Origin of the sequence: Cellulomonas humilata (assembly GCF_030814415.1) — a bacterium.
Taxonomy (GTDB): domain Bacteria; phylum Actinomycetota; class Actinomycetes; order Actinomycetales; family Cellulomonadaceae; genus Cellulomonas; species Cellulomonas humilata_A.
In genome coordinates this window covers 693,243-712,688 of sequence record NZ_JAUSVB010000001.1, presented here as the reverse complement: position 1 = coordinate 712,688, position 19,446 = coordinate 693,243, and the positions used below count along the sequence as shown (strand labels likewise).

Genomic DNA, 19,446 nt, shown 5'->3' with positions numbered 1-19,446 from the left:
GTCCGGTCAGCCGGCGGCGACCTTGGCCACCAGCGTGTCCAGCGCCTCGCGGTCGAAGCCGACCAGGCCGAACTCGGCGATCACCTTGGCGGGCATCTGCATGATCATCGCCTGCATGGTCTCGTCGAGCGGACCCATGTCCGCCGGCGGCACCAGGGCGGCCTGCAGCAGCGGACCGCCGACCGGGTGCGTGAACCACTCCTCGATGGTCGACATCACCGTGAGCTCGCCCCAGAGCGGCTCGCCCTTGACGTCGAGCGACACCGACCCGCGGATGTCGCGGGAGGAGGCGCCGACCTCGATCACGAACTCGCCGCCCTCGACCACCCAGCGGTGCAGCCCGGGGTGCCAGTAGGACAGGTCGCGGGCTCCCAGGGCGAACGACACCTCGCGCGACTCGCCCGGCTCGAGCGTGACCTTGGCGAACGCCTTGAGCTCGCGCGTCGGCCGCAGGACGGAGGCCTCGGGGTCGCGGACGTAGACCTGGACCACCTCGGCACCCGCTACGGAGCCGGTGTTGGTGACCGTGACCTGCACGGACACGTCGGTGCCGTCGAGCGAGGCCGTGATCCCGTCGTAGGCGAACGTCGTGTACGACAGGCCGTGGCCGAACGGGTAGGCGACGTCCATCGCGCGGGTGTCGTACCAGCGGTAGCCCACCAGGACGCCCTCGCCGTAGCGGACGACGCCGGCCTCGCCGGGGAAGTTCCCGAACGCGGGGGTGTCCTCGATGCGGTGGGGGATCGTCTCGGTGAGCCTGCCGGACGGGGTCCGGACGCCGAGCAGCAGGTCCGCGACGGCCGACCCGCCGGCCTGCCCGCCGAGCCACGTCTCGAGGATCGCCGGTGCAAGGTCACGCCAGTCGGTCACGCTGACCGCCGAGCCGTTGGCGAGCACCACGACGACCCGGGGGTTGACCTCGGCGATCGCGCGGAGCGTGGCGACCTGGTTGTCGGGCAGCCCGAGCCGCGGGCGGTCGTAGCCCTCGGACTCGTCGGGACCGGGCAGGCCGAGGAACACGACGACGGTCTGGGCGTCGCGTGCGACCGCCACGGCCTCGGTCAGCAGCGCCGAGTCGTCGCCGGACGGCCCGCCCGCGATGGTGAAGCCCGCCGCGAACGGGAACGCGCCGCCGGTCGCCCGCAGCGCGTCCAGGGGCGCGTCGAGCCGCGTCGGGTTGACCTGCGACGAGCCGGCGCCCTGGTAGCGCGGGGTGCGGGCGAACTCGCCGATGACGGCGACGCCCGCGGCGGAGGTGAGGGGCAGCAGCCCGCCGTCGTTCTTCAGGAGCACCGATCCGGCGGCGGCGGCCTCGCGGGCGAGCTCGTGGTGGGCGTCGACGTCGAACGTGTCGTCCGCCTCGATGCCCGGCAGCGACCGGGCGACCAGGTGGAGCACGCGGCGGGCGGCGACGTCGAGCACCGCCTCGTCGAGCGAGCCGTCGCGGACGGCCGCCACGACCTCCTCGTCGGGACGCGGGCCGGCGGCGGGCATCTGCAGGTCGAGTCCCGCGGCCAGGGCGGGGACGCGGTCGTGCACGGCGCCCCAGTCGGAGACGACGAGCCCCTCGAAGGCCCACTCGTCGCGGAGGATCTCGGTGAGGAGCCAGTGGTTCTCGGACGCGTACGTGCCGTTGACCTTGTTGTACGCGCACATGACCGTCCACGGCTGCGCGTTGGTGACCACCCGCTCGAACGCCGGCAGGTAGATCTCGCGCAGCGTGCGCTCGTCGACCTCGGCGGACACGCGCATGCGGTCCGACTCCTGGTTGTTCGCCGCAAAGTGCTTGAGCGACGTCCCGACGCCCTGGCTCTGGATGCCCCGCACGATCGCGGTGCCCAGCTCGCCGGCGACCACCGGGTCCTCGGACACGTACTCGAAGTTGCGACCGCACAGGGGGGTCCGCTTGATGTTCACGCCCGGGCCGAGCAGCACGGCGACGTCGTTGGCGCGCGTCTCACGGCCGAGAGCCTCGCCGACGCGGGTGACCAGCTCGACGTCCCAGGACGAGCCCAGCGCGGCGGCCGTCGGGAAGCAGGTGGCCGGCACGGAGTTGCCGAGCCCGAGGTGGTCGGCGTCCTCGGCCTGCTTGCGCAGACCGTGCGGGCCGTCCGTGACCATGACCGCGGGGACGCCCGCGCGCTCGACGCCCTGCGTGTGCCAGAAGTCGGAGCCGGACGTCAGCGACGCCTTCTCCTCCAGGGTCAGCTGGGCCAGGACGCGTTCGACGTCGAATACCTGCGTCATCGCGGGGTTCCTCCTCGGTGGGGTGCGTTGTCCGCCACCATAGCCCATTACCTACCACGTGGTAAGAGTCTGGGCGCCCCCGGTCAGGACAGCTCGGCGGTCCCGTCCAGGAACGAGCCCGTGACACCGCCGCCGTCGACGACCGCCAGGCACAGCCCCACGCGGTCGCCGTCCGACCACGAGCGCTCGGTCGGCGACCACGTCACCGTGCGGACGCCCGCCTCGATCTCGTTCGCGTCGAGCACGCAGGCACGGGCCACCCGGGCGTCGGCGGACTGCTGTCCCGGCCACACCGCGTCCGTGGCGAACAGGAACTCGGTCACCACCTGCGCCTCGTGCTCCTCGGCGCAGGGGACCACCCGCACGGTGTCCACCGGCCCGTCGTCGGGCAGCGACAGCACGCAGTTGCCCGTGACCAGCTGCTGCGCGCGGGCGTCGCGCGCGGCGGGCACGTCCGTGGGCAGGGGGCGCGTGGCCATCGCGGTGAGCACGGCGACCGTCACAGCGACGACCAGGGCGACGGTCCCGACGACACCCAGGACCGCCCCGGCGATCGCGAGGCCCCGCCCGCGGGTGTGCCGCGCTGCGAGGCGCCGGAACGCCACGGCCGCCAGCACCAGAGCCGCGGGACCGAGCCCGAGGATCCCCAGGACCAGCGACCAGACCGCGGTCGGCTCGAGCCGGGCGCGCGGTTCCACCCACCCGGGGGCGTAGTGCACCTCCGGGTAGGCGTAGGGGTCGCGGGGGTCGCTCAGGACTAGGCCCCGGTGCCCGCGAGCTGGAGGGTGCCGGCGACGGCCGACCCGGTCATGCCGGGCTCGTCGCCGTAGTAGACGCAGTAGGCGGACGTGACCCCGCCGGCGAAGTCGTCGGGGTGCGGGTAGTACAGCTCGACGTTGCCGTTGTCGAAGTAGCCGGGCACGAGGGACTCGGTGACGGCGTCGCACGTGTTCCAGGCGTCGTTGAACGCCATGTCGAACTCGTCGTCGCTGTCGAGGCTGACGGGACCCGACATCGGGACGAGGGCGACGACCTCGGCCTCGTGCGGGACGGTGCAGTCGACGGGGTCGGTGTCCGCCATGTCGTACTCCCACGCGTAGGTGGTCAGGCAGGTCCCCTCGGTGAGGTCGGTGCGGAGCGCGAAGTCGGGCAGCTGCTCGGCAACGTCCCCGCCGGTCGCGCCGTCGTCCGAGCCGTCCTCGAGGCCCTCCTCGAAGCCCTGCTCGAACTCGCCCCAGATGCCCGAGCCGCTCCCCGCGGTGCCGATGAACCAGATGACGAAGACGATGTACGCCGCGATCGCGAGCATCGACAGGATGCCGACCGCGCCGATGACGATGCCCGCGATGGCCCACCCGCGGCCCCCCTTGCCGGAGACCTTGATGCGACGCAGCGCGGCGATGCCGAGCCCGAGTCCGACCGGGCCCGGCAGGCCGCCGAAGAACAGGAGGCCGGCCGTGCTGGTGACGAAGGACGCGATCGCCATGCCGTCGGTGGGCTGCGGCGCCCCGTACGGCTGGCCGTACCCGTACGGCTGCGCCCCGTAGGGCGGCGGCGTCTGCTCGTACCCGGGGGCTCCGTACTGCGGTGCACCGTATTGGGGGGCTCCGTACTGGGGCTGCGGCGCCCCGTACTGGGGTGCGCCGTACTGGGGCTGCGGCGCCCCGTACTGGGGTGCGCCGTACTGCGGCTGCGGAGCGACGAACCCCGGGTACCCCGGCTGCTGACCGTAGGGCGTCGCCGGCGGTGCGAACCCCGCGGGCGCCGTCTGCGGCACGCCGTACGGGGGCGTGACCGGGCCCGTGCCGACCGGCGTCGTGACCGGGCCCGTGCCGACCGGCGTCGTCGCCGGCCCCTCGCCGACCGGCGTCGTGACCGGCTCGTACCCGATCGGCGCCACGGCCTCGTGCCCGCTGGGCTCGATCGGGGCCGTCGGGGCCGGGTCGGGGACGGCGTAGGGGTCGGGAACCGGAGCCGGCCCCCCGGGCTCGTTGCTCATGCGCGCACGGTAGCCCACTGCGCGCCCGCGACGACGGCGCTTTCCCCTGACATCACCCGGCGATCTCGAGCACGACCGGCACGTGGTCGGACGGCGCCTTGCCCTTGCGCTCGTTGCGCTCGATGGTCGCTCCGGTCACGCGCGCGGCCAGTGCGGGCGTCGCGTAGGTGAGGTCGATGCGCATGCCCTCGTTCCGGGGGAACCGCAGCTGCTGGTAGTCCCAGTAGGTGTAGGTGTGCTCGGCGGGGAGATGGACGCGGGAGACCTCGGTGTACCCGGCGCCGGCGATCGCGGTGAACGCCTCGCGCTCGGCCGGGCTCACGTGCGTGCGTCCGGCGAAGAACCCGATGTCCCAGACGTCGGTGTCCAGCGGGGCGATGTTCCAGTCGCCGACGAGGGCCACCTGCGCGTCGGCGTCGTCGTCGAGCCAGCCCTTCGCAGCGTCGCGCAGCCGGCCCAGCCAGTCGAGCTTGTACGCGTAGTGGGGGTCCTCGAGCTCGCGGCCGTTCGGCACGTAGAGGCTCCATACCCGCACGCCGCCGCACGTCGCGCCGAGCGCCCGGGCCTCCGCGGCCGCCGGGTCACCCCACGTGGGCATGCCGGGGAACCCGACCTCGACGTCCTCGATGCCGACCTTCGAGATGATCGCGACACCGTTCCACTGGCTGAACCCGGTCGTCGCCACCTCGTAGCCGAGCGCCTCGAAGCCCTCCCGCGGGAACTGCTCGTCCTTGCACTTGGTCTCCTGCAGGGCGAGGACGTCGACGCCGGTCCGCTCCAGGAAGGCGACGGCGCGGTCTGCTCGTGCACGGATCGAGTTGATGTTCCAGGTGGCCAGGCGCATGGGGCAGGACGCTACCCGGAGCCACCGACCCGAACGCCAACCGGTCAATGCAGGACAAGTCGGTCTTGAGCGGGAGGTATCGCTCCCGTACGGTGCAGGACGACAGTCCAACAGAAGGGCACCGAGGTGGAGCACGCGCTCACCGGACGGCGCGCGCTCGTCACCGGCGGCGCCTCGGGGATCGGTCGCGCCGTCGCGCTCGCGCTCGCCCGGGACGGCGCCGACGTCGCCGTCACGCACCTGTCGCACGACGCCACGGCCGTCGTCGCCGAGATCAAGGAGACGGGCCAGGTCGCGGCCTCCTTCCAGGTGGACCTCCGGCGCAGCTGGGAGGTCGACGCGGCGGTCAGCGACGCTGCGTCGGCGCTCGGCGGCGGGATCGACATCCTCGTCAACAACGTCGGTGGCCCGGTCGACCGGCGCAGGGTGCCAGGGATGGACGATGCCCACTGGCACGGGGTGCTCGACCTGAACCTCTCCTCGGCGTTCTACGCCAGCCGGGCCGCGCTCGCGGTCATGCCCGACGGCGGCCGGATCATCACCATCAGCGCCCAGGCGGCGCGCAGCGGCGGTGGCACGGGGATGGTCGCCTACGCGACGGCCAAGGCGGGGATCGAGGGCTTCACCCGGGCGCTCGCGCTGGAGCTGGGGCCACGGCGGATCACCGTGAACGCCGTCGCGCCGGGGTTCGTCACCGGCACCCCGCTGCACGCGACGCACACGCCGGAGCCTGCGCAGCGCGCCGCGGTCGTCGCGTCCCCGCTGCGCAGGGCCGGAGCGCCCGACGATGTCGCCGAGGCGGTCCTCTTCCTGGCGTCGGACGGCGCCGCGTTCGTCACGGGCACGGTCCTCGACGTCAACGGCGGCGCGTACTTCAGCTGACGGGGCGGGTCAGGCCTCGGCGGGCCAGCCGCTGACGGCCGACCACGCCCAGGACGCCACGTCCTGCGCGGGGGGCAGCGGGTCGCGCTCCAGCCATGCGACGAGCACGCCGATGACCGATCCCGCCAGCGCGGCTGCGGCGATCGGGAGCGGCAGGTGCGCGAGCGCGGGGGGAGTGCCGTGGAGCTCGAGGCCCTCGGTCGCGAGCGCCGCGATGCGTCGGCGCAGGCGGGTGACGGCGACGGGGGAGCCGTGCTCGCCCAGCGCGCTGCGGTAGAGGTTGACGTTCTCGGCGACGTGGGTGGCGTACCGGACGAGCACGTCGGGGGGTGTCCTCGTGCCGACGCCGGGGTGGATCTGGGTGAGGTCGGCACCGACGAGGGCGGCCTGCGCGTCGAGGGCGTCGGCCAGCAGCGTGTCGGTGTCGGGGTAGTGCTGGTAGAAGGTGCTGCGGTTCACGGTGGCCCGGTCGGCGACGTCGGCGACGGAGATCTCGTCGAGGCTGCGCTCCCGTGCGAGCGAGAGCAGGGCATCCTGGAGGAGCCGACGCGTGCGCAGCACTCGCGGATCCACCCGGGCGCCTTCGTCCTGGATCGTCACCCGACCCATGATGCCACCGACAAGTAACCGACACCTGTCGGGTATCCTGCACCGTCGACCAAGGAGTGAACATGGCACGCGTGCTGGACCGTCTGGGCCGGGGAAGCTTCCGCCACCGCTGGATCGTGCTCGTCGCGTGGCTGCTGGTGCTCGCCGCCGCCGCGTTCGGCGCCGTCGCGTCGGGGCTGAACATCTCGGACTCGTTCTCCATCCCGGGCACCGAGTCCCAGCGGGCGCAGGAGCTCGTCGCGGAGCGGCTGGGTGACCAGGCCGCCGACGTCGGCTCGGACAGCAGCATGTCGGCCCAGCAGGGCGGCGACACCTCGAGCGCGCGCGTCGTCGTCGGGGTGCCCGAGGGCGAGTCGTTCCTCACCGGGACCGGGATCCCGGACGTCCTGACCGCGCTCGCGCCCGTGGCGAGCGCACAGGACGTCGTCGCGGTCTCCGACCCCGTCACCGCCCAGGCGGTCGCCCCGGACGGCAGCGTCATGTACGTGGACGTGTCGTTCGGCGTAGGGGTCGACGACATCCCCGACGCCACCACGGCCGCCATCGAGGACGCCGCGGCGAGCCTCGAGGCCGACGGGTACGAGGTCGCGCTGGCCGGCGGTCCGTTCACCCACCCGCTCGAGCTCGCGGGGCCGATGGAGGCGATCGGGCTGGTCGTCGCGCTGATCGTGCTCGTCGTGACCTTCGGGTCGCTCCTCGCGGCGGGCATGCCGATCCTCACCGCGCTGCTCGGCGTCGGCATCGGGGTCGCGGGCGTGCTGTCCCTGTCGGGGATCGCGAACATCTCCTCCTCGACGCTGACGCTCGCACTCATGCTCGGCCTCGCGGTCGGCATCGACTACGCCCTGTTCCTGCTGTCCCGGCACCGGCAGCAGCTGGCAGACGGGATGGCCCCGGAGGCCTCCGCCGGCCACGCGGTCGGCACCGCCGGCAGCGCGGTCGTGTTCGCCGGGACCACCGTCGTCATCGCCCTCGCCGCCCTCACGGTCACCGGTATCCCGTTCCTCGCGGCCATGGGCCTCGCCGCCGCCGCCACGGTCGTCATCGCGGTGCTCGTCGCCGTCACGCTGCTGCCCGCGATGATGGGCTTCGCCGGCGAGCGGCTGCGCCCGCGCGGCCGGGCGCTGAAGCAGGCGGAGCACTCCCGCGAGGCCCGCAACCGCTGGGGCGCGCTCGTCACGACGCACCCGATCATCACGCTCGTCGTCTCCGCGCTCGTGCTTCTCACGATCGCGATCCCCGCGCTCAGCCTGCGGCTCGGCCTGCCGAACGCCGGCCGCGAGCCCGAGGGGTCGGGCGACCGCGTCGCGTACGAGATGCTCGCCGACGGCTTCGGCCCCGGCTTCAACGGCCCGCTCGTCGTGCTCGTCGACGCGGCCGAGGACCCGAGCGCCCTGCCGGCCGCGGTCCAGTCCGTCACGGAGACGGTCTCCGCCCTCCCGGACGTCGCCTACGCGGCCCCGATCGCGGCCCCGGGCGCCTCCGAGGGTGCCGAGGGTGCGCTCATCGTGGTCATCCCGACCGGTGCGCCGGACTCGGAGGAGACCGCCGACCTGGTGAACGCCATCCGCGACGCCCGCCCGGACCTCGAGGAGAGCACCGGCACGCAGCTGTGGGTCACAGGCGCCGCCGCCGCGAACATCGACATCACCGAGAAGCTCGCCGACGCGTTCCCGCTGTTCCTGCTCATCGTCGTCGGGCTCGCGATCGTCCTGCTGCTGGTCGCGTTCCGCTCGCTGCTGGTGCCGGTCACCGCGGTGCTCGGCTTCCTCCTGACCATCGCGGCGGCGTTCGGCGCCACGACCGCGGTGTTCCAGTGGGGCTGGTTGGCGCCCGTCTTCAACGTCGACTCGACCGGTCCGCTGCTCAGCTTCCTGCCGATCCTGCTGGTGGGCGTGCTGTTCGGTCTGGCGATGGACTACCAGGTGTTCCTCGTGTCCCGGATGCGCGAGGAGCACGTGCACGGCGCCGAGCCGACACCGGCCGTCCGCCTCGGGTTCGCCCACGGTGCCCGCGTGGTCCTGGCGGCGGCGCTGATCATGATCTCGGTGTTCTCGAGCTTCGTGTTCAGCGGCTCGGCGCAGATCGGCCCGATCGCGTTCGCGCTGGCCATCGGCATCCTGTTCGACGCCCTCGTCGTCCGCATGACGATGATCCCTGCCGCCATGACGCTGCTGGGCAAGTCGGCCTGGTGGCTGCCTCGCTGGCTGGACCGGATCATCCCGAACGTCGACATCGAGGGTGCCGCGCTCGACAAGACCGGCTCCCACACGGCCGCCGCTCCCGTCGACGAGGTCCCGGAGGGCGCGCACACGGGCACCCACGCCGCGCACGGGGTGCACGCCGCCGAATGACGTGACGAGGGCCGGGGTGCCTCGTCGCACCCCGGCCCTCGCCCGTCACCCCAGTGCTCAGTGCACGTCGTCGTCGACCCAGTCGAAGGTCTTGGTGACGGCCTTCTTCCAGTTCCGGTACTGCCGGTCACGCTCGTCGTCGGCCATCGCCGGCTCCCAGCGCTTGTCCTCGGCCCAGTTGTCGATGACGTCCTGCTCACCGTTCCAGAACCCGACGGCGATGCCGGCCGCGTAGGCCGCTCCGAGCGCGGTCGTCTCGGCGACCTTCGGCCGGACCACCGGGACGCCGAGGATGTCCGCCTGGAACTGCATCAGCAGCTCGTCCTGGACCATGCCGCCGTCCACCTTGAGCTCGGTCAGGTCGACACCCGAGTCGGCGTTCATGGCGTCCAGCACCTCGCGGGTCTGGAACGCCGTCGCCTCGAGCGCGGCCCGGGCGATGTGCCCCTTGTTGACGTACCGCGTCAGGCCGACGAGTGCGCCGCGCGCGTCGGACCGCCAGTACGGCGCGAACAGGCCCGAGAACGCCGGCACGAAGTACGCGCCGCCGTTGTCCTCGACGGTCTTGGCCAGCTCCTCGATCTCGGGTGCCGACGAGATGATCCCGAGGTTGTCGCGCAGCCACTGGACGAGCGAGCCGCTCACCGCGATCGACCCCTCGAGCGCGTACACGGTCGGCTGGTCGCCGATCTTGTAGCAGACCGTGGTGAGCAGGCCGTTCTTCGACGGGACCGGCGACGTGCCCGTGTTGATGAGCATGAAGTTGCCGGTGCCGTACGTGTTCTTGGCCATCCCGACCTCGAAGCACGCCTGCCCGAACGTGGCCGCCTGCTGGTCGCCGAGGATGCCGGCGATCGGGACACCCGGGACCATGCCGCCCTCGCGACCCTTGCCGTACACCTCGGACGAGGACTTGATCTCCGGCAGCATCGACAGCGGGATCCCCATGTCGTTCGCGATGTCCGCGTCCCACGAGAGGGTGTCGAGGTCCATCAGCATCGTGCGCGACGCGTTGGTCGGGTCGGTGACGTGCACGCCACCGTCGACCCCACCGGTCATGTTCCACAGCACCCACGAGTCGGTGTTGCCGAACGCCAGGTCACCGGCCTCGGCCTTGGCCCGCGCACCCTCGACGTTGTCGAGGATCCACTTGACCTTCGGGCCGGAGAAGTACGTGGCCAGCGGCAGGCCGACCTTCGCCTTGTACCGGTCCGCGCCACCGCCGAGCGCCCCCAGCTCGTCGGCGATCTTCTGGGTGCGCGTGTCCTGCCAGACGATCGCGTTGTAGACCGGCTTGCCGGTGGTCCGGTCCCAGACGACCGCTGTCTCGCGCTGGTTGGTGATGCCGACCGCGGCGAGGTCCTTGTAGGTGAGGTTGGCCCGCGTCAGTGCGAGACCGACCACCTCACGGACGTTCTTCCAGATCTCCTCCGCGTTGTGCTCGACCCACCCGGCGCGCGGGAAGATCTGCTCGTGCTCGATCTGCCCGGACTCGACGATCTGGCCGGAGTGGTCGAAGACGATCGCTCGGGAGCTCGTGGTGCCCTGGTCGATGGCAAGGACGTACTTGGTGTCGGGCATGGTGAAGATTCCTCCGGTGGTTCGGGTGGCCCGGACGGCGCTCGCGGGGGGTGTGGAGCGCCGCCCGGACGGGGGACGACTGTGCTGTGGCGTCAGCCGATGTAGACGGACGCCACGAGGCCGGCGATCGCGCCGCCGACGAGGGGGCCGAGGACCGGCACCCAGGAGTACCCCCAGTCGCTCGCGCCCTTGCCCCGGATGGGCAGGAGGGCGTGCGCGATGCGCGGACCGAGGTCACGCGCGGGGTTGATGGCATAGCCGGTGGGGCCACCGAGGCTGGCGCCGATGCCGACCACGAGGAGGGCGACGGGGATCGCCCCGAGGGCGGCGGGCGTCTTCGCGAACGCGAGGATGACGAAGACGAGGACGAACGTGGCGATGGCCTCGGTGAAGAAGTTCCACCCGTAGGAACGGATGGCGGGACCGGTGGAGAAGACGGCGAGCTTGGTGCCCGGGTCGGCATCCTCGTCGAAGTGCTTCTTGTAGGCGAGGAAGGCGAGTGCGGCACCTATCGCGGCACCGGCCATCTGGGCTGTGACATAGAGGAAGCCGTTCGCCGCCGTCACGGGGATGCCGGGTGCGAACTCCTCCGCCCCACTCGTCCAGATGCCCATGGTCACCGCGGGGTTCAGGTGCGCCCCCGACTTGAACGCGACGTACACACCCGAGAAGACCGCGAGACCCCATCCGAAGTTGATGAGGAGCCAGCCGCCGTCGAAACCCTTGTTCTTCGGCAAGATGACGTTCGCGACCACACCGGCGCCGAGCAGGATCAGCATGCCGGTACCCATCACCTCCGAGATGAAGGCGTCACCTATTGTGTAGTCCACTGTCGACCCTTTCTGACGGACATCGTTGTCACGTGCGCCCCGCGGATGGCCGCGGGGAGTCTTCAGGTCCCGACGGGTCCGGACGATCCCTTCCCCGCGGGTGATCCCGGCTTGGTGCCGGCTCCTGTGGCTGCCCCCTCGTCGAGCATCGGCGACACGTCGGCGGCGCGCAGTCGCACCTTCACGGCCTCCGCGTCGTCCAGCTCCTGCGCGGCGGCGTCCTCCGCCTCGCACCGCGCGCGGTACGCCTCGATCTCCTGGCTGCGCGTGTGCGCGTCCCAGCCGAGCACCTGCGCGACCAGGTCGCCGATCTCGTCGAGGGCGCCGACGCCCTTGTCCGCCTGCTCGTAGTTGAGCCGGGTGCGGTGCATGAGGACGTCGTCGAGGTGCAGCGCGCCCTCGTGGCTCGCGGCGTAGACGATCTCCGCCCGGATGTACGCGTCCGCGTTCGTGAGCGGGTCGGCCAGGGTCGGGTCGGCGTCGACGAGGTCGATGAGCTCGCCCAGCAGGGACCCGTACCGGTGCAGCAGGTGGTCCATGCGCGGCCGCGTCCAGCCGTACTTCTGGCTGATCGCCCGGGCCTGGCGCTGGAACACCTGGAGGCCTTCGGCGCCGACCAGCGGCAGGTCGTGCGTAATGGACGGCAGGCTGGTGGCGCGGCTGCCGATGGCGAAGTCGACCGCGTCCTTGGCCATCACGCGGTAGGTGGTGAGCTTGCCGCCGGCGATGACCGTCAGGCCCGGCGCGGGGGCGGCGACCGTGTGCTCGCGCGACACCTTCGCGGAGCTGGTGCCGGCCTTGACCTGCGGCTGGAGCAGCGGACGCAGACCCGCCCAGGTGCCGATGATGTCCTCGCGCGTGATCGGCCGGGACAGGACGGTGTTGGCGTGGTCGATGACGTAGTCGATGTCCGCGCTCGTCGCGACGGGGTGGATCAGCTCCTGCTCCCACGGCGTGTCCGTGGTGCCGATCACCCAGTACCGCGACCACGGGATGATGAAGAGGACCGACTTCTCGGTCTGCAGGATCAGCCCGACGTCGCCGGCGATGCGGCTGCGCGGCACGACGATGTGGATGCCCTTGCTGGCCAGCACGCGCAGCCCGCCCTCGGCTCCGGCCAGCGACTCGGTCTGCTCGGTCCACACACCGGTCGCGTTGATGACTGCCCGTGCCCGGACGTCGATGTGCTCGCCGGTCTCCAGGTCCACCACCTCGGCGCCGGTGACCGCGCCGCCGGTCGTGGTCTGCAGGTCGGCCACCTGGGTGCGGGACGCGGCGTGCGCGCCGTAGCTGACGGCGGTGCGCACGAGGGTCTCGACGAGGCGGGCGTCGTCGACGCTCGCGTCCCAGTACCGGACCGCGCCGATGGCGGCGTCGTGGCGCAGGTCGGGGAACAGCCGCTCCATGCCCTTGCGGGTCAGGTGCCGGTGGATCGGGAGGGCACGCTTCGACCCGGTGACCGACGCCAAGGTGTCGTAGAGGGCCACGCCGGCACCGACGTAGGCCCGCTCCCAGACCCGGTTCTCCAGGGGGTAGAGGAAACTGACCGGCTTGACCAGGTGCGGCGCCAGGCGGTTGATCAGCAGGTCCCGCTCCGTGAGCGCCTCGCGCACCAGGTGGAAGTCGAGCATCTGGAGGTAGCGCAGGCCGCCGTGCACCAGCTTGCTGGACCGGCTCGACGTGCCGCTGGCCCAGTCCTGGGCCTCGACGATCGCGGTGGACAGTCCTCGGCTGACCGCGTCGAGCGCGATCCCCGCGCCCGTCACGCCGCCTCCGATGACGAGGACGTCGAGCTCGTTCCCGCGTTCAGCACTCCCACGCATCGCGTCGAGAGCGTCCTGTCGTGCCTGGGCCGTCAGCGGCGCCGTCCTCATCCGTCGTACCCCCGGTGGTTCCGTTGTCGCTCGTTGTCCGGCTCGCCCGGTGCGGGCTTGCTCGCTATCGTCGTCACCAGGCGAACGAACGCGCAACCGGGCTGCACAAACGTGCAAGGTCGGCTGCGGTCGGGAGGGGGTCGCGATGTACATCGAACGAGAGCAGGACGTGCTGCGGGCGGCCTCGATGTACTACCTCCAGGACATCAAGATGGAGGTCATCGCGCGCCACCTGGGCACCTCCCGCTCGACCGTCTCCCGGCTCATCAAGCGCGCCCGGCAGTCGGGTCTGGTCGAGATCACGCTGCGGCCGGCGAGCACGCGTGCACCAGGGCTGGGCCGCACGATCGCCGCGGCGTTCGGCATCGACACGTACGTGGTCCCGGTGCCCGACTCCGCCAGTCACATCGAGCGCCTGGACCAGGTGTCGATCACCGCGGCCAGGCTCCTGTCCTCGTGGTTCGACTCCGACATGGTGCTCGGCGTCGCGTGGGGGACCACGCTCGCGTCGGTGTCCCGGTACCTGGCGCCCAAGCCGACGCGCGGCTCCGCGGTGGTCCAGCTGAACGGCGCCGCGAACATGCGCACCAGCGGGATCGAGTACGCCAGCGACCTGATCTCGACGTTCGGCACCGCGTTCGCCGCGGCGGTGCACCACTTCTCGGTGCCCGCGTTCTTCGACTACCCCGACACCAAGGCCGCCATGTGGCGCGAGCGCTCGGTCCGTCGCGTGCTCGACATGCAGCGGCGCGCGGACATCGCGGTGTTCTCCGTCGGCGCGGTCGCGGGGGCGGTGCCCTCGCACGTGTACTCGGCGGGCTACCTCGACGACGCCGACGTGAAGAACCTGCACGACGAGGGCGTCGTCGGTGACGTCTGCACCGTCTTCCTGCGCGCCGACGGGTCGTGGCAGGACGTGCACCTGAACGAGCGGGCCACCGGTCCGACCCCGGTCGAGCTGCAGCGGGTCCCGCGCCGGGTCTGCGTGGTGGCCGGCGACAACAAGGTCGCGCCGCTGCTCGCCGCCCTGCGCGCCGGGGTGGTGACGGACCTGGTGGTCGACGAGATCACCGCGACCGGGCTGCTGGACGCGGCCGAGCCGCCCCACCCGCGGCGGGTCCGCGCGCGGGTGCCGGGGTAGGAGCTCACGCCGCCGTCGTCACCGCCGCGGGCTCGACGATGACGAGGACCTGGCCGGGACCCACTTGGTCGCCCGGGGTCACGACGATGTCGACGACCGTGCCGCCGATCGTCGCCGTGACCGGGGCCTCCATCTTCATGGCCTCCAGGGCGAGCAGCTGCTGTCCGCGCTCGACGACGTCGCCGGGGCGGACGTCGACCCGGAAGACCGTCGCGACGAACGGCGCCTCCACGCCCTCGCACCCGTCGGGGACCTCGGTGTCGACCGCCGGCGCAGGTGCGTCGGGCTCGATGACGCGGTCGAACTCGCCCGCAGCCGCCCACGCGTCCCGCTCGGCGCCGAACGCGGACGCCTGCTGCGCGCGGAAGGACGCGATCTCGGTGTCGTTGTCCGCCAGGAACCGCTGGTGCTCCGCTATGGAGAACGACCCCGGCTCGATCGCCACGTCGAGGCGCCCGGCGGCCATGTCCGCACGCATGTCGAGCAGCTCGTCCGCGCCCACCGGGTACCAGCGGATGGTGTCGAAGAACCGGAGCAGCCACGGCGTGCCCGGCTCGAACGGCGTGCGGCGGGCATGCGTGTCCCAGACCTGGATGGTCCGTCCGACGAACTGGTAGCCGCCCGGCCCCTCCATGCCGTAGATGCACAGGTAGGCGCCGCCGATGCCGACCGCGTTCTGCGGCGTCCACGTGCGGGCCGGGTTGTACTTGGTGGTGACCAGGCGGTGCCGCGGGTCGAGCGGGGTCGCGACGGGGGCGCCGAGGTAGACGTCGCCCAGGCCCATGACCAGGTACGACGCGTCGAACACCGTGCGGTAGACGTCGTCGACGGAGCCCAGCCCGTTGATCCGGCGGATGAACTCGATGTTCCACGGGCACCAGGGGGCGTCGTCGCGGACGCCGGCCATGTACCGCTCGATGGCCTCGCGCGTCGCCGGGTCGTCCCAGCTCAGCGGCAGGTGGACGGTGCGGCTGGGCACGACGAGGTCCGTGGTGGCCGGCAGCGCGTCCTCGATCTCCCGGACCAGGTCGAGGGCCTTGCGCAGCGGCAGCCGGTCGGGGTCGACGTGCAGCTGGAGCGAGCGGATGCCCGGTGTCAGGTCGACGATCCCGCGCAGCCCGTCGTGGTCGACGCGGTCCTGCACCTGCTGCGCGAGCGCGTGCACCCGCATCCGGGAGGCCAGGTCGAGGGTCATGGCCCCGTACTCGACCAGCAGGTTGTCGTCGCCGCTGCGGCGGTAGGTGACTTCCGTGTCGCTGTCCTTGCGCGCGAGGATCCCGCCGTCGTCGTGGGCCGTCCGGGTCGGTCGCGGGACCGCCTGCGGGCGCCTGCGCAGCGCGTCCGCCTCGGCCTCGTCGACCGGCACGAACCGCACGGTGTCTCCCGGGCGCAGCTGGCCCAGCTTCCACAGCTGGCCCAGCGCGACGGTCGCCGGGCACGTGAACCCGCCGAGCGACGGGCCGTCGGGGCCCAGCAGGATCGGCAGGTCGCCGGTGTAGTCCACGGCGCCGACCGCGTACGGGGTGTCGTGGATGTTCGACGGGTGCAGGCCCGCCTCGCCGCCGTCGGGACGCGCCCAGGTGGGCTTGGGGCCGACGAGCCGGACGCCGGTGCGCGCGGAGTTGAAGTGGACCGCCCAGGTGGTGGAGTAGAACTCGGCGACGTCGCCCGGCGTGAAGAACTCCGGGGCGGCGTGGGGGCCTTCGAGAGCGCCGATCTGCCAGGCGCTGGTGATGTGAGGGCGGTCCGCCTCCGGGACTGGCCGTGCGGTCCCCGACCCGGCGCCGATCCCCAGCTGGTCGCCCGGGCGCAGGGGGACGCCCGTGGTGCCGCCGATGCGACCGAGGTCGAACGTCGCCGCCGAGCCGAGGACCTCCGGGACGTCCAGACCGCCCTTCACCAGCAGGTACGTGCGCATGCCGGTTGCCGGCGAGCCGATCGCCAGGACGCCCCCCGCCGGGATCTCGACCGGCTCCCACTGCGGGACGGGCACGTCGTCGAGCGTGACCGCCGCCGGTGCACCGGTCACCATGACCGTCGCGCCGGTGACGAACCGGAGCTCCGGGCCGGCCATCGTGCACTCCAGGCCGGGAGCGCCCTCGACGTTGCCCAGCGCGGTGTTGCCCAGCCGGAACGAGAGGTCGTCCATCGGCCCCGACGGCGGGATGCCGACGTGCCACAGGCCCGTGCGACCGGGCCAGTCCTGGACCGTCGTGAGCATGCCCGGGCGCAGCACCTCGATGCGCGGCGTCTCGTCGTGGAGGTGCGCGAGCGTGCCGGTGTGGTGCAGCGCGGCGGCGACCTCGGGGGCGTGCACGATAGTGCGGAGCAGCCCGACGTTCGTCGCGATGCCGGTCAGGCGGGTGGCGGCGAGGGCTTCACCGAGCGCCGCCCACGCGGTCTCGCGGTCGGAGCCGGCGGTGATGACCTTGGCCAGCAGGGGGTCGTAGTGGGTGGACACCTCGCTGCCCGGCTCGATCCAGGTGTCGACGCGTGCTTGTGAAGGGACCTCGAACGCGGTGATCGTGCCGGCGCTCGGGAGGTGGTCCCGGTCGGGGTTCTCGGCGTACACACGGGCCTCGACGGCGGCTCCCCGAGGCTCCAGGGGCGTGTCGACGACGGACGTGTCGCCCTGCGCCAGCCGCAGCATCCACGCGACCAGGTCGACCCCGAACACGGCCTCGGTGACCGGGTGCTCGACCTGCAGCCGCGTGTTGACCTCGAGGAACGCGGCCTCCTCGCGCACGGCGTCGTAGACGAACTCGACCGTGCCCGCGGACCGGTAGTCCACCGACTCGGCGAGCGTGCGGGCCGACGATGCGATCAGCGCGCGGACCTCGTCGGGAAGCCGGGGTGCCGGGGCCTCCTCCACCACCTTCTGGTGCCGGCGCTGCAGGGAGCAGTCGCGGTCGCCGAGCGTGACCACGCGGCCCAGCCCGTCGCCGAAGACCTGCACCTCGACGTGCCGCGCGGCCGTGATGAGCCGCTCGAGGTAGACACCGGCGGAGCCGAACGCGGCGCCCGCGGTCCGGCGCACGGCCTCCCAGGCGGCGACGAGCTCGTCGGGTCCGGTGCACGCGCGCATGCCGATGCCGCCGCCGCCCGCCGTCGCCTTGAGCATGACCGGGTAGCCGATCGACTCGGCAGCCGCGACCGCCTCGTCGAGCGTCTCCAGCAGGCCGGTGCCCGCGAGCATCGGCATGTCCACGGCACGGGCCGCGTCGCGAGCCGTGTGCTTCGAGCCGAACAGCTCCAGCTGCGCCGGCGTCGGCCCGACGAACGCGATCCCTGCCGCCTCGGCCGCGCGCGCGAACCCCGCGTTCTCGGAGAGGAACCCGTAGCCCGGGTGGATCGCGCCCGCGCCCTGGGCGAGCGCGGCCTCCAGGATCAGGTCGCTGCGCAGGTACGACTGCGCCGCCGGGGCGGGGCCGAGGCGGACCGCGGTGTCGGCGAGGTGCACGTGGGCCGCGCCCGCGTCGGCGTCCGAGTAGACCGCGACCGTGCACAGACCGAGCGACTTCGCGGTGCGCAGGATGCGCACGGCGATCTCGCCGCGGTTGGCGACGAGGAGGGTGTCGAATCCGCCGCTCATGAAGAGGTCACCACCATGCGCACCGGCGTCGGGTCGAAGCCGTTGCACGGGTTGTTGATCTGCGGGCAGTTGCTGACCACGACGAGGACGTCGCGCTCGGCGCGCAGGGAGACCGACAGGCCCGGTGCGGAGATGCCATCGACGATGCCGAGGGCGCCGTCCGGGTCGACGGGCACGTTCATGTACCAGTTGATGTTGGAGACCAGGTCGCGCTTGCCCAGGCCGTACCGGCCGCCCTCGGCGAGGAAGTTCTCGGCGCACGCGTGCTGCGCCCAGGTGTGGTGGCCGTAGCGGAGCGTGTTCGACTCCTTCGAGCACGCGCCGCCCAGGGTGTCGTGCCGGCCGACCTCGTCGGCGACCACCGTCATGAGCGGTCCGTACTCGCAGTCGCGCAGGACCGAGCCGGTGGTCAGGAACACCGAGTCCTGGCCCTGGATCGTGTCGGGTGCGCTGTAGCGCAGGGTGGTGTCGACCGCGTCGAACACCAGGAAGTCGACGGCCTGGTTGCCGCCGAGGTCGACGATCGTGAGGACGTCGCCCGCGTGCACCACGGCCGACCAGGGCGCGCGGGCGGGGACGACGTCGTCGAGCAGCGTGCCGGTCATGCGATCCCCCGTGCGGTCAGGTCGGCCTGGGTGTTGACGAAGGCGCGGCGGCCCTCCGGTGTGGCGTCCCAGAGCGGGTCGGTGTCCGTCGTCGGCGAGCCCGTCCAGGCCAGCACCTCGAGCGGCGTGCTCACGAACTCGCGCGGGTCGAGCGGGTGCGCGGTGTTGGCGACGAGCAGCAGGAGCGGCACCTCGGCGCGCAGCGTGACCGCCGTGCCGGGGCCGGCGGACCCCTCGAACACCGGGCGGCCGTCGGCGTCGATCCGGACGCCCTGGAAGAACGAGATGCTCGGCGGCAGGTCGCGTCGACCGAGGTCGTGCTTGGCCGCCGCCAGGGCGAACAGCTCGCGCCCGGCGGGCGTCGGACCCTGCGCGCTGCCGTCGCCGTACCGCTCGTCGTTGCGTGCCCGCGTCGTCGTCCCGTACAGCGCGTCCTGCCGCCCCGACGTGTCGCCGACGATGCTCGCGAGTACCCGCCCCTGGTCGCTGAGCAGCAGGTGGCCCGCCGTCAGGTAGACCTGCCACTGGACCTTGACGGTGTCCGCGACGTTCAGCCGCTCCCACGGGCGGTCCAGCCGGTACGCGAGGACGTGCGCGCAGGCGTCGCCCTGGAGGTCGGTCAGCCGGACGTGCGTGCCGCGCGCGACGGCGAGGTGCGTGTAGCCGCCGCCGGCGACGACCTCCGCGTGCACGAGCGAGGCCGGGTCGACCTCGCTCGGCGGCGTGGGGAACGCGCGGGCGGGTCGGGTCGGCATCGTGGCGACCGTGCCGACGGCGTCGGCCTCCTGCGCCCGGGCGTGCTCACGGGCGCCGGCGGTGGTCCCGGTGGTGGTGGCGGTCATCGCGTCCTCGATTTCTGTCGACTGACAGAAACAGGCTCACGCCCCG

Annotated in this window: 14 protein-coding genes; 3 read left to right on the top strand and 11 right to left on the bottom strand. The window is 72.5% G+C overall.

The genetic code is table 11. The features are described 5' to 3' along the window. Window positions 1-6 precede the first annotated feature (6 nt). From J2X26_RS03190 to J2X26_RS03170, 4 genes are all read right to left on the bottom strand, one after another. Window positions 7-2,247 carry a beta-glucosidase gene (locus J2X26_RS03190; RefSeq protein WP_307489758.1) on the bottom strand — a complete coding sequence of 747 codons (2,241 nt, stop codon included), beginning with the start codon at window positions 2,245-2,247 and terminating at the stop codon, window positions 7-9. A gap of 83 nt (window positions 2,248-2,330) precedes the next feature. Then, window positions 2,331-2,966, bottom strand: a complete 636-nt coding sequence (locus J2X26_RS03185) for a DUF4190 domain-containing protein (protein WP_307489757.1) — start codon at window positions 2,964-2,966, stop codon at window positions 2,331-2,333. A gap of 38 nt (window positions 2,967-3,004) precedes the next feature. Then, window positions 3,005-4,246: a DUF4190 domain-containing protein gene (locus J2X26_RS21705; protein ID WP_439897810.1), complete on the bottom strand. Its 1,242-nt coding sequence runs from the start codon at window positions 4,244-4,246 to the stop codon at window positions 3,005-3,007. Between the two features lie 52 nt (window positions 4,247-4,298). Continuing rightward, complete coding sequence (locus tag J2X26_RS03170) at window positions 4,299-5,090, bottom strand: exodeoxyribonuclease III (protein ID WP_307489755.1); 792 nt, start codon at window positions 5,088-5,090, stop codon at window positions 4,299-4,301. Between the two features lie 126 nt (window positions 5,091-5,216). On the opposite strand from J2X26_RS03170, the gene J2X26_RS03165 reads away from it, so the two are divergent. Beyond that, a complete protein-coding gene (locus tag J2X26_RS03165) occupies window positions 5,217-5,972 on the top strand; it encodes an SDR family oxidoreductase (protein ID WP_307489753.1) in 756 nt (251 codons plus the stop codon). A 9-nt stretch (window positions 5,973-5,981) separates the two neighbouring features. Here the strand turns inward: J2X26_RS03165 and J2X26_RS03160 are convergent, their stop codons facing one another. After that, window positions 5,982-6,572 (bottom strand): TetR/AcrR family transcriptional regulator, encoded by a 591-nt coding sequence (locus J2X26_RS03160; protein WP_307489752.1) that lies wholly within the window; start codon window positions 6,570-6,572, stop codon window positions 5,982-5,984. Between the two features lie 71 nt (window positions 6,573-6,643). On the opposite strand from J2X26_RS03160, the gene J2X26_RS03155 reads away from it, so the two are divergent. Then, window positions 6,644-8,935, top strand: a complete 2,292-nt coding sequence (locus J2X26_RS03155; protein WP_307489751.1) for an MMPL family transporter — start codon at window positions 6,644-6,646, stop codon at window positions 8,933-8,935. Window positions 8,936-8,992: 57 nt separating this feature from the next. On the opposite strand, the gene glpK is transcribed toward J2X26_RS03155, so the two are convergent. From glpK to J2X26_RS03140, 3 genes are all read right to left on the bottom strand, one after another. Then, window positions 8,993-10,516: a glycerol kinase GlpK gene (gene glpK / locus J2X26_RS03150; protein ID WP_307489750.1), complete on the bottom strand. Its 1,524-nt coding sequence runs from the start codon at window positions 10,514-10,516 to the stop codon at window positions 8,993-8,995. A 92-nt stretch (window positions 10,517-10,608) separates the two neighbouring features. After that, window positions 10,609-11,307 (bottom strand): MIP/aquaporin family protein, encoded by a 699-nt coding sequence (locus J2X26_RS03145; protein ID WP_439897819.1) that lies wholly within the window; start codon window positions 11,305-11,307, stop codon window positions 10,609-10,611. A 101-nt stretch (window positions 11,308-11,408) separates the two neighbouring features. Next, on the bottom strand, window positions 11,409-13,220 hold the full coding sequence (locus J2X26_RS03140; protein WP_307489747.1) for a glycerol-3-phosphate dehydrogenase/oxidase: 1,812 nt from the start codon (window positions 13,218-13,220) through the stop codon (window positions 11,409-11,411). A 145-nt stretch (window positions 13,221-13,365) separates the two neighbouring features. Here J2X26_RS03140 and J2X26_RS03135 point away from each other — a divergent pair, with 145 nt between their 5' ends. After that, window positions 13,366-14,361, top strand: a complete 996-nt coding sequence (locus tag J2X26_RS03135; RefSeq protein ID WP_055918257.1) for a sugar-binding transcriptional regulator — start codon at window positions 13,366-13,368, stop codon at window positions 14,359-14,361. Window positions 14,362-14,365: 4 nt separating this feature from the next. On the opposite strand, the gene uca is transcribed toward J2X26_RS03135, so the two are convergent. From uca to J2X26_RS03120, 3 genes are read right to left on the bottom strand one after another with little or no spacing between them, the layout of a single operon-like run. Continuing rightward, window positions 14,366-17,953 (bottom strand): urea carboxylase, encoded by a 3,588-nt coding sequence (uca, locus tag J2X26_RS03130; RefSeq protein ID WP_307489745.1) that lies wholly within the window; start codon window positions 17,951-17,953, stop codon window positions 14,366-14,368. Beyond that, the gene (locus J2X26_RS03125; RefSeq protein WP_307489743.1) at window positions 17,950-18,558 is read right to left on the bottom strand and encodes an urea amidolyase associated protein UAAP2; all 609 of its coding nucleotides are present in this window, start codon (window positions 18,556-18,558) and stop codon (window positions 17,950-17,952) included. Before J2X26_RS03125 ends, uca begins: the two co-directional genes overlap by 4 nt. Next, window positions 18,555-19,400, bottom strand: coding sequence for an urea amidolyase associated protein UAAP1 (locus tag J2X26_RS03120; protein ID WP_307489742.1), 846 nt, complete (start codon window positions 19,398-19,400; stop codon window positions 18,555-18,557). The genes J2X26_RS03125 and J2X26_RS03120 overlap by 4 nt, the downstream gene beginning before the upstream one ends. Window positions 19,401-19,446 lie beyond the last annotated feature (46 nt).

Bases quoted from the DNA above. Each gene is read 5' to 3' on its own strand.
- J2X26_RS03190 (WP_307489758.1), bottom strand. From the start codon at position 2,247: ATGACGCAGGTATTCGACGTCGAACGCGTCCTGGCCCAGCTGACCCTG.
- J2X26_RS21705 (WP_439897810.1), bottom strand. From the start codon at position 4,246: ATGAGCAACGAGCCCGGGGGGCCGGCTCCGGTTCCCGACCCCTACGCC.
- J2X26_RS03170 (WP_307489755.1), bottom strand. From the start codon at position 5,090: ATGCGCCTGGCCACCTGGAACATCAACTCGATCCGTGCACGAGCAGAC.
- J2X26_RS03155 (WP_307489751.1), top strand. From the start codon at position 6,644: ATGGCACGCGTGCTGGACCGTCTGGGCCGGGGAAGCTTCCGCCACCGC.
- glpK (WP_307489750.1), bottom strand. From the start codon at position 10,516: ATGCCCGACACCAAGTACGTCCTTGCCATCGACCAGGGCACCACGAGC.
- J2X26_RS03145 (WP_439897819.1), bottom strand. From the start codon at position 11,307: ATGGGTACCGGCATGCTGATCCTGCTCGGCGCCGGTGTGGTCGCGAAC.
- J2X26_RS03140 (WP_307489747.1), bottom strand. From the start codon at position 13,220: ATGAGGACGGCGCCGCTGACGGCCCAGGCACGACAGGACGCTCTCGAC.
- J2X26_RS03135 (WP_055918257.1), top strand. From the start codon at position 13,366: ATGTACATCGAACGAGAGCAGGACGTGCTGCGGGCGGCCTCGATGTAC.
- uca (WP_307489745.1), bottom strand. From the start codon at position 17,953: ATGAGCGGCGGATTCGACACCCTCCTCGTCGCCAACCGCGGCGAGATC.
- J2X26_RS03125 (WP_307489743.1), bottom strand. From the start codon at position 18,558: ATGACCGGCACGCTGCTCGACGACGTCGTCCCCGCCCGCGCGCCCTGG.
- J2X26_RS03120 (WP_307489742.1), bottom strand. From the start codon at position 19,400: ATGACCGCCACCACCACCGGGACCACCGCCGGCGCCCGTGAGCACGCC.